This is a genomic window from Specibacter sp. AOP5-B1-6 (genome assembly GCF_052376555.1).
Taxonomy (GTDB): domain Bacteria; phylum Actinomycetota; class Actinomycetes; order Actinomycetales; family Micrococcaceae; genus Specibacter.
Window position 1 is genome coordinate 131,126 of sequence record NZ_JBQSVT010000001.1, and the last position, 12,360, is coordinate 143,485.

Below are 12,360 nucleotides of genomic sequence, written 5' to 3' on the forward strand. Positions count from 1 at the left end.
TCGAGTATGTTCTGGTGGGGTGTTGCAATGGTGTGTTCCAGTTATGCGGGGCAGAGGGCGGCCGGGCCTGGCTACTTGCAGGTGGCTTGATCGCCGAGGCCGCGGAGGTAGTCGCAGAATTGCCCGACAGTGTCACCGGTGACGAGCTGGCCGTCCAATACGGTGGACTCTTCGACGGTTTCCCCGGCCGCCACCGCATGGCTGATCTTGATGACTTCCTGGCCCAGGGCAAACGGTGATTCTGCGTTGGTTGCATACATTTCACCGTTCCGCACGGCGTCCAGTGCGTCACCGATGCCGTCGTTTCCGACGATCTTGATTGAATCCAGCAAGCCGCTGGACTTTGCCGCTGCCACGGCGCCGAGTGCCATTTCATCGTTGGCACCATAAATGCCGGTGATGGCCGGATTTGCCTGCAGCATGTTGGTGGTGACGTCCAGGGATTTGCCACGGTCAAAGTCACCGGACTGGACAGTGACCAGCTTGACGCCGGGGCAGGCCTTCATGCCTTCCTGGAAGCCGGCAGAACGGTCACGGGCGACGCTGGTCCCCGAGATGCCCTGCAGTTCTGCCGCCTGGCCGGTTCCGCCCATGGCTTCGCACAGCGCCTTTGCCCCGTTTCGTCCTGCTTGAATGGCATCGTAGCCAATGAACGCTGCCAGGGTGCCCTGGTCCGGCACCCGGTCGAAGGCGACCACCGGAACCTTGGCCTGGTTGGCCTGAACAGTGATCGAGCCGCCGGCCTCGCTTGAGGTGGGGTCCAGGACCAAAACGCTTGGTTTCTTCACCAACGCTGTGGTGGCCTGGTTCAGGGACTGGGTGTCATCGTTGTTGGCGTTTTGGACGTCCATGGACAGGCCCAGCTTGGCGGCCTGGCTCTTGGCCCCGTCAGCCACCGAAACAAAGAACGGGTTGTTCAAGGTTGAGATGACTAGGGTTGCCGATTTGTCGGCGGCCGCAGCGTCGTCGTCGTTGGCCCGCACCACTGTGGTCACTCCGGCGCCAGCGACCAGCAAGGCCAGAATCGTGACGGCGGCAATTTGTGGTGTGCGCGTCCTCGCACCGAGTTCCAAGGCGCCGGCAGCCTTTGAACCTCCGGCAGAATTGCTTCCCGATGGAGGCGGCTGGCGGAAGATCCGCATGAGCACCCCGGAGTTCCTGTCGATGTAGACAGCGAACAAGATGACGGCACCCTTGACGACGCCCTGCAGGAACGGGGAAACATTGAGCAGGTTCAGTCCGTTGTCGATCATGGACAGCAGGACGGCACCGACGACCGTGCCCAGCAGCGCTCCGCGGCCACCGGCCAGGCTGGTGCCGCCGATGATGACTGCGGCAATGGCGGAGAGCTCAAGGCCGCTGCCGGCCGTGGGCTGGGCGGTGCCGAGACGGGCGGTCAGGATGAAGCCTGCCACGGCTGCCAAGACGCCGGAGATCATGAACGCCATGATCTTCACGCGGGTGGTGTTGATGCCGGCAAGACGGGCGGCATCTTCGTTGTCACCCGTGGCGTACAGTTCACGGCCGTAGCGTGTTCTGGCCAAAATGAAGCCAAAGAGCACGGTGGCACCGAGCATGATCCAGATCGGGGTGGGAATGCCCAACATGTTTCCCTGGCCAAGTGCCAGGAAGGCCCCGCTGGTGACCTTGATCGGATTGCCTTGGGAAAATTGCAGGGTCAGTCCGGCAAAAATGGACATGGTGGCCAAGGTGGCGATGAACGACGGCATCCTGGTCTTGGTGACCAGCAGTCCGTTGATGGCACCAGCCAGGGCACCCACGAGCAGGCCGGCAGCAAGACCGGCCACGGGGCCGTGGTCGCTCATCACCGATGCGGTGATGATTGCGCTGAAGCCCAGCACAGCACCGACGGAGAGGTCGATTTCGGCCAGGATGATGACGTAGGTCTGTCCCGCGGCGACAAGGGCAACGACTGCCGCCGTCAGCAGAATGTTGAGCATGTTGGCGGACTGCAGGAACAGCGGCGTGGCGAAAACCAGGGCGATGGCGACCAGCGCCAACATCCACACAGCACGCAGCTGATCGTTGAAAAGGGATACTTTTTTCATCGGGCTAGGGTCTCCATTGCGTGTTCAAGGACCGCCTGCTGGGTCAAGTCGGGGGCTGACAGTTCAGCGTTGATGCTGCCCTCCCGCATGACCAGGACGCGGTCTGACATTTCAACTAGTTCGGGAAGGTCGGATGAAACAAGGACGACTGCCACCCCTTGGGCGGCGACGTCGTTGATGATGGAATAGATTTCTGCCTTGGCCCCGACGTCCACACCGCGGGTGGGCTCCTCCATCAACAAGATGGCGGGGTTGCTCAGGAGGCACCGGGCCAGCAGGACTTTCTGCTGGTTGCCGCCGGAGAGGGTTCCCACCGCGTCATCGATGCTGTTGCACTTGATGCTCAGGCGGGTCGATATCTCCTGGCTTCGCTCCCGTTCCTGTTTGCGGGACACCACCCCGTTTCGGGTGATGCCTCCGAGGGTGGCCAGGGATTCGTTGTGCGAGATGGGCTGGGCCAGGGTCAGCCCTTCCGCCTGGCGGTCCGGGGTGAGGTAGGCGATGCCGGCGGCAATGGCGTGCTTGGGTGAGTTGAGGGTGATGTTTTTGCCGTCAAGCTGGACGGTGCCGCTGGAATCGTGCAGACCGTAAAGCGCACGAAGGACCTCACCCTTTCCGCTTCCCATGACGCCGCCTATGCCCAGCACCTCGCCGGCGTGGACCTGGAAGGAGACGCCGTTGACGCCGGATCCGTGCAGCTCTTTCACATCCAGCCGAATCCGGTCGGTGGTGTGGTGTTCCTTCGGGTAGAAGTTCTCCACTTCGCCGCCCACCATGGCCGCGACGACGCTTTGTTCGGTCAGCTCCGACGGGGTGCCGCTGAGCGAGACCATGCCGTCGCGCATGACCACGATCCTGTCGGAGAGTGCAAACACCTCGGGCAGGCGGTGGCTGATGTAAATGATGGAGACACCGGCCGCCTGCAGCTTGCGCACCTGCTTGAACAGCAGCTCGGATTCCCGCTCGTCCAGGGCAGCCGTCGGCTCATCCAGGATCAGCAGGCGCACCGAGTGGTTCAGGCACCTGGCAATCTGGACCAGCTGTTGTTCCCCGAAACTGAGCCGTCCCACCGGCAGTCGGGTGTCGACGTCGATCCCTACTTGGCTGAGCAGCTCGGCTGCGCGGCGGTGCATCTTGTCCTTGTTGACGAAGAAGCGGCCAAATTCGCTGCTGCCGTCGTGGGCGAAGATGTTTGAGGCGACGTCCAGCTGCGGGAAGAGGTTGTTGCGCAGTTCCTGGTAGATGACTTGGATGCCGTCGGCCATGGCGTCCTGCGGGGCCTGGTAGTTGCGGGCCCCGCCGTCGATCATGATCTGGCCGGAATCCGGTTTGTAGGCGCCGGCGATGATGCGTGTGAGCGTTGACTTGCCGGCGCCGTTTTCGCCCACCAGCGAGACAATCTCACCCGGTTCAATGCTCAGCTCGATGCCGCGCAGGACACGGTTGGGTCCAAAGGACTTCGTGATGCCACTGAGTGAAATGGTCATCTCAGTACACCACCCCGGCAACGAGAATCACGTTGGCGTAAGAGGTGAATTCGCCAGATCGGACGGCGGCCTTGGCGTTTTTGGTGCGTGTCTTGAAGTCTGTGTGGGGCACCAGCTCAAGGGGAATGTTGTGCCGGTCGAGGCGGTCGCGCAAAGCGGCGTGGAGCTCGGGGCTGTGTGTGGTGATCTCGCTGGCCGCCACTGCCGCTTCCACCTGCGCCTCGGCAAGGACCACGTCGAGGCATTGGAGGAATTCGGGCACGTTGGCGGTCAGGGCCAGGTCGATGCGTTCCACACCGTCGGGGATGGGCAGGCCGGCATCGGTGACCACAAGTTCATCTGTGTGCCCGAGTTCGGAGATCACCCGGGACAGTGCCGGGTTGAGGGTGCCGCTGTTTTTTCGCATTTTTACTCCACTGCTTTGTAGAGGGATGGATCACTCGGTGGGAATGACTGTTGAGCGCCGATGTGGTCGGCGCCTGTGTGGCTCGCGCCGGCGGGTTTAGTTGCGGGCCAGGAACTGGTCGACGGTGTCGCGGTGCGGCAGGCTGGGGCTGGCTCCGGCCACCGTGACGGCCAGGGCTCCCCCAGCCATGGCACGCCGCAGGGCCAACTCCCATTCGAGCCCTTCTGCCAGGGCGCTTCCCAGGGTGCCGGCGAAGGCGTCCCCGGCGGCCGTGGTGTCCACCGCGGTCACCTTGAACGGTTTGCAGAGGCTCACCTCGGTCGTTTTGTCGTCCTTGCCGCCGAGACGTTCGACGACGACCGCCCCCGATCCGGCGAGGGTCACCACGGCGCGGGAGACACCGCGGTCGGTGAACCAGCGCCCGGCTTCGGCCGCCGATTCCTGGTCCGTGACACTGATCCCGGTCATGAGCCGGGCTTCAGTTTCGTTGGGAGTGACGATGTCCACGTGCGCCCAGAATTCCTCGTCGAGGGGAGCCTCCGGGGCGGGTGCCGGATCCAGCACAACTGTGATGCCGCGGGCTTTGCAGCCCTTGGCCGCTTCCAGCGCGGAGTCGTGCGGGATTTCAAGCTGGATCAACGCCACGGCAGCGTCCAGTCCCGGGGCAGCCAGTGATTCCCGCACGTGTTCAGGGCTCAGCAGCGTGTTGGCGAGCGGAATCATGACAATGTCGTTTTCCGCCGAGGCGTCCACCCGGATGTGGGCAATCCCGGTCGGCCCCTCGCCGCGAAGCACATGGTCGGTATTGATGTGTTCCTCGGCCAAGGTGCCAAGCACCAGCTCGCTGAATGAGTCGTCTCCGACGCTGCCGATCAGTGAGACGGCGCTGCCGGCCCGTGCGGCAGCGAGTGCCTGGTTGGCGCCTTTGCCGCCAAGCACCATCGTGAAGCTGTTGCCAAGCACGGTTTCACCGGGCTGCGGCAGTCGTTCGCTGAAGCTTGTGAGGTCGCAGGTGATGCTGCCGATCACCAGGACACTGCCGGTTTGGGGCACATCCGCATTGGGCACAATGGTCGTCATGGGGGTTCCTTTGGGTATGAAGAATTTCTTCGTAAAGTCTGCGGTATGGGTCAGGGAGCTGCGGGGGCCGAGCAGGATTCGCGGACCGTCAGCTCCACCGGCAACACCATGTGCCGGAACGCCTCGGGTTCGCTTTTCCCGGCTTCCTCGATGCGCGCCAGCAGCAGGTCAGCTGCCGCGTGACCCTCTGCGATGGCCGGACGCGAGATGACGGTGACCGGCGCGGGAAGGAGCTCCGCGAGATCGAAATCGTCAAAGCAGAGGAAGGACAGCTGTTCTGGAATGGACACCCCGCCCTCGTGGAAGGACAACAGGGCGCCTTGGGCCATTGTGTTGTTGCCGACAAACAACGCGGTGATCTCCGTGCCCGCAGCAATGAGTTCGCACGCGGCACGCCGGCCGAATTCCCTCGTGAACTCACCGATTTTGATGTCCCCGGCGTTGATTTCAACACCCGCGGCGGCAAGTGCCTGCACAAATGCCGTGTGCCTGACCTGGCCGGGAAGTGTTTCCTGCCGGCCGCTGATGATGCCGATGCGGCGGTGCCCAAGGGAGAGCAGATATTCCGCCGCCATGCGGGCCCCGCCGGCATTGTCCACATGGACAAGATCAAACTCCGGATGCTCGCCCACGGTCCGGTCGATGAGAACCACCGGTTTGCCGAGCGCGGCCAGCATGCGGTGGGTGCGTCCGCTCGACTCCGCCGGCACAATGGCGACGGCATCGACGGCGTCAATGAGCCCGCCCAACACTTCGGTTTCAGCAGCGAACTGCTCATCGCTGCTGGCAACGATGATCCGGAAGCCCTTGGTCATGACCCTCTCCTCAATGCCACGAACCAACGTGGCGAAGTAAGGGTTGGCAATATCCGGGACAATCACGGCGATGGTGTGGTGGCGGCCCAGGCGGAGTCCGCGGGCGCTGGCGTTTGGCCGGTACCCCAGTTCGGCGATGGCCCGCTCCACGGCGCTGCGGTTGCGGATGTTTTCGCCCGACAACATGCGTGAAACGGTGGCGATCGAGACGCCTGCGAGCTGCGCAACATCGTGGATGTTTGCCATGTCGTGCACTCTCCTTTGAGTCGGCGGGACGTCTTCGTTGCCGGGGCCGTTTGCGGGCTCCCGAGTTCATTCGTGAGCATCATCACGTGCCACGTGAATTACTGTAAACGTTTTCAGTTGGAATGGCAAACAGCGATTGCCGGCTCCGGCAAGTCTCCCGTGGGTGGGTTCGCCCTCGCGGATTCAGATCCTCGCCCGGATGAGGGGCTGTTTTGGCGAAGCCTCGCTCAGATACGGGCAGTTTTCCGTTGGCCGCCAACCCCCAACCTGCCAACCCTGAAGAACCGGCTCAACGCAAAGAACCCCGCACTCAGGGTGAGTGCGGGGTTCTTTGACTGAAAAGCTCCCCCACCTGGACTTGAACCAGGAACCTTTCGATTAACAGTCGAACGCTCTGCCAATTGAGCTATAGGGGAATGAGGCAAACTAAATCCTAGCAGGAATTAGCGACAGGATTTCACGGCTGGAATTACATCCGATTGCTCCTGCACGTCCAACACAATAATTGCCTCCGGCCCACAACAGGACCGGAGACAATTTTGTCTTGGCTCCCCCACCTGGACTTGAACCAGGAACCTTTCGATTAACAGTCGAACGCTCTGCCAATTGAGCTATAGGGGATCGTGCAGGAACAACAATAACAAAGCCTTGCCCGGTTGTGAAATCGGACCGTCCCTGCTCCGTTACCCGTCTCCGCGAAGCTGCCTGCGAGCCGTTTCCAGCTCCATCAGCTCGCGCTGCAAAAGCTGGTAGCTCTCCGGATCCACGGCCGGATCCATGCGCTGCAGCGCCCCCAGCCGCTCCTCCTTGAGGCGCGTGATCTGCAGTTCAAAAAGCCGGTTCAGGATGTCACGGCAATAGCGCGTCACGGTGTCTTCCCGCGTAGCCGGCAGGGGGCTCAGCGCCAGCTCCGCAACCAGCGACTCCAGCTCCGGGGGAACATTTGCCCGCACCGCCTCAAGCCACTGCGACGACGCCACTGCCGACTCCCCCGCCAGCGCAAGGCCCTGCTGGATAGCCCTGTACGCCGGCACAACAAACTCGGTGGCACCAAAGTGCTGCCAATTGCCCGCCGTCAAAAAACCGGGATGCTGCAAAACCACTTCCAGCGCTTCGCGTTCCATGCGCGCCTTGGGGTCGCGCGGGTCGGGCCGCGCGATTGTCGGCCGGGCTTCCTCTTGCTGCGCGGCCCCGACCTGGTCCGGCGTCGATTCAGCTCGCGGGCCGGCGTGGGCCGCGGCACCCTGGGGGCGTCCGGCATCATTTCCGGCATGCCGCCCCGACTGTTGGCCGGCGGGCCGCCCGGGCTGATGCCCGGACTGTGTGCCACCCTGGTTCCCGCCCTGATGCCCGACGCCGGAACGCGCCTGTCCGTGCTGCTGTCCATTGGCTTCCGGCTGGCTGCGCAGGCGCCGCTCGGCGGTTCTCACGGCACGCAGGACCTCATCCGGGTCCGCCATTCCGAGCCAGCCGGCCAGCTCCTGGCTGTACCCCATCCGGGTCGACCCATCACGAATGGCGGCAACCACCGGAGCGGAGGCCCGGAGCCCGCTCACCCGCCCCTCCACAGTGCTCAAGTCGAACTTGGCAAGGGTGGAGCGGATGGCAAATTCAAACAACGGCCGGCGGGAACGGATCAACGCATGGACGGCCTCGTCACCCTTGCGCTGGCGGAGTTCACAGGGGTCGGCCCCGGACGGTTCCACGGACACGAACGTCTGCGCCGTGAAGCGCTGGTCTTCGTCAAAGGCCTTCAATGCCGCCTTTTGCCCGGCCGCATCACCGTCGAAGGTAAACACGACCTCACCGCCGGTGCCGTCATCGGAAAGCAGCCGCCTGGCGACCTTGATGTGCTCGGCACCAAACGCCGTGCCACAGGTGGCCACCGCCGTGTCAACGCCGGCAAGATGGCAGGCCATGACGTCGGTGTAACCCTCAACCACGACAAGTTGGCGCTTCGAGGCAATGCTGCGCTTGGCCAGATCGATGCCGTAAAGCACCTGCGATTTCTTGTACAGCGTGGTTTCCGGGGTGTTAAGGTATTTGGGGCCCTGATCGTCTTCAAAGAGCTTCCGGGCACCAAAACCCACCGTGTCCCCGGCTATGTCACGAATCGGCCACATGAGCCGGCCGCGGAAGCGGTCGTAGATCCCACGGTTGCCTTCGGAGAACATGCCCGTCAGCTTCAGCTCGTCCTGGGTGAAGCCCTTGCCCGTGAGGTGCTTGAGCAGCGCCTCCCAGCCCTGGGGTGCGAAGCCAACCCCAAACCGCTCCGCCGCCTCGCGGTCAAAACCACGCTCGGACAGGAACTGGCGGCCGGTGGCCCCGGCCGGCGTGAGCAGCTGCTCACGGAAATACTCGCCGGCGATCTTGTGTGCGTCCAGGAGCCGCTGGCGCCGGCCAATGTCTTCGCGGCGCGGGCCTGTGCCGCCGTCTTCGTAGCTCAGCTCATAGCCGATGCGCCCGGCCAATTTCTCCACAGCCTCGGAAAATGAAATGTGGTCCATTTTCTGGATGAAGGAGATCACATCGCCGCTCTCCTGGCAGCCAAAGCAGTGGAAGTAGCCCATTTGGGGGCGAACGTGGAATGAGGGGCTGCGCTCGTCGTGGAAGGGGCACAATCCCTTGTAGGAGCCGATTCCGGCTGATTTCAAGGTGACGTAGGCGTCAACTATTTCCTTGAGATCGGTGCGCGTACGCACCTCGTCAATGTCTTCTCGTTTAATTAGCCCGGCCACACGGCCAGTTTACGTGACATATTTTTCTTGGGAGCCACTCGGGCCCGCGCCTGTGGAGAACTCGCTGGTGGCAGGAATCACGGCCGCATCCCCTGCCAACAAGGGCCACTGCCACTGCTTCACAGGTAGAATTCAACTGCCCCCAATGGCGCGGACACGCCTGCACAAACACGGTTGCAAAGACCATGCAGGCGACCCCAATTCACTGTTCCGCACATCGCCGGGAGGCCCCATGTCAACGACAACGACCAATTCCATCAGCACGGAGATCCCCACAGCTCTCCAGGGACCATCTCCCCAGGGACGCGTCAGCGACGACACGAAGCTGATCGCCGCCGTTTGTGCCGTCACCGTGGGGATCGCCGCGGTGTTGACCGGGGCTGTCGCCGCTTTTTACTCCGTGGCCAGTCCCGAGCAGCTGGAAATGCTCACGACAATGATGCAGGGCTACGGCTCGGGCATGTAACGCCCGGGGCCGCCCTTCCCGGTGGCAGCCATGGCCTGTTAACACGCACGGTGGTAGTCTCGGCGGCATGATCGGGCGCCTGCACCACCTCGTGATTGACTGTCCGGACCCATTGTCCCTGGCAAGGTTTTATTCGGCCCTGCTCGGCCGGCCCGTAACGTACCGCTCCGAGGAATTTGTGGTCGTCGCCGTCAATGACCACAGCTCCGGGCTTGCGTTCCAGCGCGCCGCGGACCATGTGCCGCCCCGCTGGCCGGACCCGGCCCACCCGCAGCAAATGCACCTTGATGTCATGGTCGACGACGTAGAGACAGCCTGCGAACGCGTCCTGGACCTTGGTGCCACCCGCCTGAGCGGGCCAGACTCCCATGTCTACGCGGATCCTGCCGGCCACCCGTTCTGCCTCATCCCCCGCCCCAGCTGGGCGGCGCCGATCGGACCGCCATGAGGGCGGCATCCCGTCGGCTACAGCAGCGTGCGCTCGGTCCCCACCAGGCGTTCATGCAGCGCAAGTGCCGATACGTCGGTGAGTGAGGCAATCTGGTCGATGACCACGCGAAGCCGGGCATCGTCGTCGTCCGCATCCCGCCAATCCGCGGCAAACATGGTCTCCAGGTGGGCGTCCCCGGTGGCGCTGAGCACGGCGACCAGCTCGCTGAGGACGTCCTGCTGGCGCTGGTAGATGGGCTGGCGGTGGTCGGTGGTCATGACAAAGGTGGTGGCCAGGCCCTTCATGACGGCGATTTCCAGCATGGTTTCGTGTGGCACGACGACGTCGGCGGCGTACCGTGCCAGCCGGCCCGTCCCGGAGATGGCCTGGGTTGCACCGACGGCACTCTGGCAGAAGCGGCCGATCAGCTGGCTGGTCATGTCCTTCAGCGCCGCCATGGAGCGCCGGCTGCCGTCGGCGTGGCGCACCCAGACGTCGGCGGCCTCGAGCCGCTGCAGTGCGGCATCGATCTCCGAGGTGTCCACCGTGGGCAAATACCACTGCCGGGTGTAGCCCAGGACGCGCTTGCGCTGGTCCTGGTTGGCCAGCCACTTCAGCTGCACATGGCCGGCGACGATGGCGTCCTCCACGTCGTGTACCGAATAGGAAATGTCATCGGCCAGATCCATCACCTGCGCCTCGATGCAGGTTTTGCCGGCCGGGGCACCTTCACGCAGCCACTCAAATACGGGCAGGTCGTCGGCGTAGGCACCAAACTTGCTGGTCCGCAGCCCGTCGATCAAGGGCGCATCCTGGGCAAGCCACGGGTATTTCGAGGACGCGTCCAGGGAGGCACGCGTCAGGTTCAGTCCGGCTGAGCCGCCGTCGGCCGTCAGCACCTTGGACTCAAGCCGGGTCAGCAGCCGCAGCGTCTGGGCGTTGCCCTCGAAGCCGCCGATGGTGTGGGAGAGGTCGTTGAGGACGGATTCGCCGTTGTGGCCAAACGGCGGGTGGCCGAGATCGTGGGCCAGGCAGGCCGCATCCACGACGTCGGGGTCGCAGCCCAGCGTCCGCCCCAGCTCGCGGCCAATCTGCGCCACTTCCAGGCTGTGCGTGAGCCGGGTCCGGACGAAGTCGTCGGTGTCGGGGGCAACAACCTGGGTTTTGGCGCCCAAGCGGCGCAGGGCGGAGGAATGCAGCACCCTGGCCCTGTCGCGCTCAAAGACACTGCGGAAGCTGGTCTTCGGCGCTTCCTGCACCCACCGTTGTTGGTCATGGGGCAAGTACACTGGCTGCAAATCGGAGGACATAACCCTAAGTTTAGGGCCAATTTGGCGAGGGCCGCTGCAGGCTGTCCACAGCCACGACGCCCCACCCGTCATGCACGCAGCGGGACGGGTGGCTCAGCCTCCGGAGACGTCCAGCTCCGCGCCGACCAGTTCGACTTGTTGCGAACCGCTCAGGGTGCGGTGATCCAGCCAGCCCGCAGGCAGGGCTGTGCGCTTGGGCGTGCCGGCGCGGCCGCGGGGACCCTCGGCGTCAACACCGGGGTAGCCCTCTGACATGTCCAGCTGGTCAAGCAGTCCGCGCAGGACCTCAAGCGTGGGGACGGAGGCGAGTTGGGCGCGCAGCTCCCCGCCCACCACGTAGCCCTTGAAGTACCAGGCCATGTGCTTGCGGATGTCGCGCAGGGCCTTGTTTTCGTCGTCGAAGGTGTCAACCAAAAGCTCGGCGTGCCGGTACACAGCCGCGGAAACTTCGGCCATGCCGGGCTTGTGGCGAGCATCGCTGCCCTCAAAAGCAGCCATCAGGTCGGCGAAAAGCCACGGCCGGCCCTGGCAGCCGCGGCCCACCACCACGCCGTCGACGCCGGTCTGGCGCACCATGGCAATGGCGTCCTCGGCGCTCCAAATGTCTCCGTTGCCCAGCACGGGCACGTCGGGCAGCGCCTCACGGAGCCGGGCAATGGCTTCCCAATCGGCCTTGCCCGAGTAAAACTGGTTGGCCGTGCGTCCGTGCAGCGCAACCGCGGCCACTCCGGCGTCGCGCGCAATGCGGCCCGCCTCGAGATAGGTGAGGTGGTCCTCGTCAATGCCCTTGCGCATCTTGATGGTCAGCGGCAGCCCGCCCTTGGATGCCTCGCGGACCGCCGTCTGCACGATCGAGGTGAACAGGTCCAGCTTCCACGGCAGGGCCGCGCCGCCGCCGCGGCGGGTCACCTTGGCCACGGGGCAGCCAAAGTTCAGGTCGATGTGGTCAGCGTGGTCTTCCTCCACCAACATGCGCACGGCCTTGCCCACCGTCTCAGGGTCGACGCCATAGAGCTGCACGGAACGGATCTTCTCATCCTCGTCGTGGCTAATCAGGCGCATGGACTCCGGGGTGCGCTCAACGAGGGCGCGGGAGGTCACCATCTCGGAGACAAAGACACCGCCGCCGTGCTCGCGGCACAGCCTGCGGAAGGCCGTGTTTGTAATGCCAGCCATGGGGGCAAGCACCACAGGGGTTTCCACTGTGATGTTGCCAAGTTTCAGGGGCGGGAGGTCCAGTTTGGTGTCGCTGGTGGGGATGTCGATAACAGTCACCAGACAATTCTCTCAAATCCAGCCAAATTAAGCTCCCG

10 protein-coding genes and 2 tRNA genes are annotated in these 12,360 nt (G+C 63.9%); 2 read left to right on the forward strand and 10 right to left on the reverse strand.

What is annotated here, in order from left to right:
- Positions 1 to 71: 71 nt before the first annotated feature.
- The 8 genes from ACT3TS_RS00650 to dnaG form a co-directional block, all read right to left on the reverse strand.
- Positions 72 to 2,069, reverse strand: a complete 1,998-nt coding sequence (locus ACT3TS_RS00650) for an ABC transporter permease/substrate-binding protein (RefSeq protein ID WP_444529555.1) — start codon at positions 2,067 to 2,069, stop codon at positions 72 to 74.
- Positions 2,066 to 3,556, reverse strand: a complete 1,491-nt coding sequence (locus ACT3TS_RS00655) for a sugar ABC transporter ATP-binding protein (protein ID WP_444529556.1) — start codon at positions 3,554 to 3,556, stop codon at positions 2,066 to 2,068. Before ACT3TS_RS00655 ends, ACT3TS_RS00650 begins: the two co-directional genes overlap by 4 nt.
- A gap of 1 nt (position 3,557) precedes the next feature.
- Positions 3,558 to 3,962, reverse strand: coding sequence for a D-ribose pyranase (gene rbsD / locus ACT3TS_RS00660; RefSeq protein ID WP_444529557.1), 405 nt, complete (start codon positions 3,960 to 3,962; stop codon positions 3,558 to 3,560).
- A 96-nt stretch (positions 3,963 to 4,058) separates the two neighbouring features.
- Positions 4,059 to 5,042: a ribokinase gene (locus ACT3TS_RS00665; protein ID WP_444529558.1), complete on the reverse strand. Its 984-nt coding sequence runs from the start codon at positions 5,040 to 5,042 to the stop codon at positions 4,059 to 4,061.
- Positions 5,043 to 5,092: 50 nt separating this feature from the next.
- The gene (locus ACT3TS_RS00670) at positions 5,093 to 6,103 is read right to left on the reverse strand and encodes a LacI family DNA-binding transcriptional regulator (RefSeq protein ID WP_444529559.1); all 1,011 of its coding nucleotides are present in this window, start codon (positions 6,101 to 6,103) and stop codon (positions 5,093 to 5,095) included.
- 343 nt (positions 6,104 to 6,446) lie between these two features.
- Positions 6,447 to 6,519: transfer RNA gene (locus ACT3TS_RS00675), tRNA-Asn, on the reverse strand.
- Positions 6,520 to 6,648: 129 nt separating this feature from the next.
- Positions 6,649 to 6,724 (reverse strand) — tRNA-Asn (locus ACT3TS_RS00680).
- Positions 6,725 to 6,786: 62 nt separating this feature from the next.
- On the reverse strand, positions 6,787 to 8,841 hold the full coding sequence (gene dnaG, locus ACT3TS_RS00685) for a DNA primase (protein ID WP_444529560.1): 2,055 nt from the start codon (positions 8,839 to 8,841) through the stop codon (positions 6,787 to 6,789).
- A 232-nt stretch (positions 8,842 to 9,073) separates the two neighbouring features.
- On the opposite strand from dnaG, the gene ACT3TS_RS00690 reads away from it, so the two are divergent.
- Both ACT3TS_RS00690 and ACT3TS_RS00695 read left to right on the forward strand, forming a co-directional pair.
- Positions 9,074 to 9,307: a hypothetical protein gene (locus tag ACT3TS_RS00690; RefSeq protein WP_444529561.1), complete on the forward strand. Its 234-nt coding sequence runs from the start codon at positions 9,074 to 9,076 to the stop codon at positions 9,305 to 9,307.
- Positions 9,308 to 9,374: 67 nt separating this feature from the next.
- Positions 9,375 to 9,755, forward strand: a complete 381-nt coding sequence (locus ACT3TS_RS00695) for a VOC family protein (RefSeq protein ID WP_444529562.1) — start codon at positions 9,375 to 9,377, stop codon at positions 9,753 to 9,755.
- Positions 9,756 to 9,772: 17 nt separating this feature from the next.
- Here the strand turns inward: ACT3TS_RS00695 and ACT3TS_RS00700 are convergent, their stop codons facing one another.
- Both ACT3TS_RS00700 and dusB read right to left on the reverse strand, forming a co-directional pair.
- On the reverse strand, positions 9,773 to 11,047 hold the full coding sequence (locus tag ACT3TS_RS00700) for a deoxyguanosinetriphosphate triphosphohydrolase (RefSeq protein ID WP_444529563.1): 1,275 nt from the start codon (positions 11,045 to 11,047) through the stop codon (positions 9,773 to 9,775).
- 93 nt (positions 11,048 to 11,140) lie between these two features.
- Complete coding sequence (gene dusB, locus ACT3TS_RS00705) at positions 11,141 to 12,322, reverse strand: tRNA dihydrouridine synthase DusB (RefSeq protein WP_444529564.1); 1,182 nt, start codon at positions 12,320 to 12,322, stop codon at positions 11,141 to 11,143.
- Positions 12,323 to 12,360: the final 38 nt, after the last annotated feature.

Excerpts from the sequence above, each read along its gene's own strand:
- ACT3TS_RS00650 (WP_444529555.1), bottom strand. The coding sequence starts at position 2,069 with ATGAAAAAAGTATCCCTTTTCAACGATCAGCTGCGTGCTGTGTGGATG.
- ACT3TS_RS00655 (WP_444529556.1), bottom strand. The coding sequence starts at position 3,556 with ATGACCATTTCACTCAGTGGCATCACGAAGTCCTTTGGACCCAACCGT.
- rbsD (WP_444529557.1), bottom strand. The coding sequence starts at position 3,962 with ATGCGAAAAAACAGCGGCACCCTCAACCCGGCACTGTCCCGGGTGATC.
- ACT3TS_RS00665 (WP_444529558.1), bottom strand. The coding sequence starts at position 5,042 with ATGACGACCATTGTGCCCAATGCGGATGTGCCCCAAACCGGCAGTGTC.
- ACT3TS_RS00670 (WP_444529559.1), bottom strand. The coding sequence starts at position 6,103 with ATGGCAAACATCCACGATGTTGCGCAGCTCGCAGGCGTCTCGATCGCC.
- ACT3TS_RS00690 (WP_444529561.1), top strand. The coding sequence starts at position 9,074 with ATGTCAACGACAACGACCAATTCCATCAGCACGGAGATCCCCACAGCT.
- ACT3TS_RS00695 (WP_444529562.1), top strand. The coding sequence starts at position 9,375 with ATGATCGGGCGCCTGCACCACCTCGTGATTGACTGTCCGGACCCATTG.
- ACT3TS_RS00700 (WP_444529563.1), bottom strand. The coding sequence starts at position 11,047 with ATGTCCTCCGATTTGCAGCCAGTGTACTTGCCCCATGACCAACAACGG.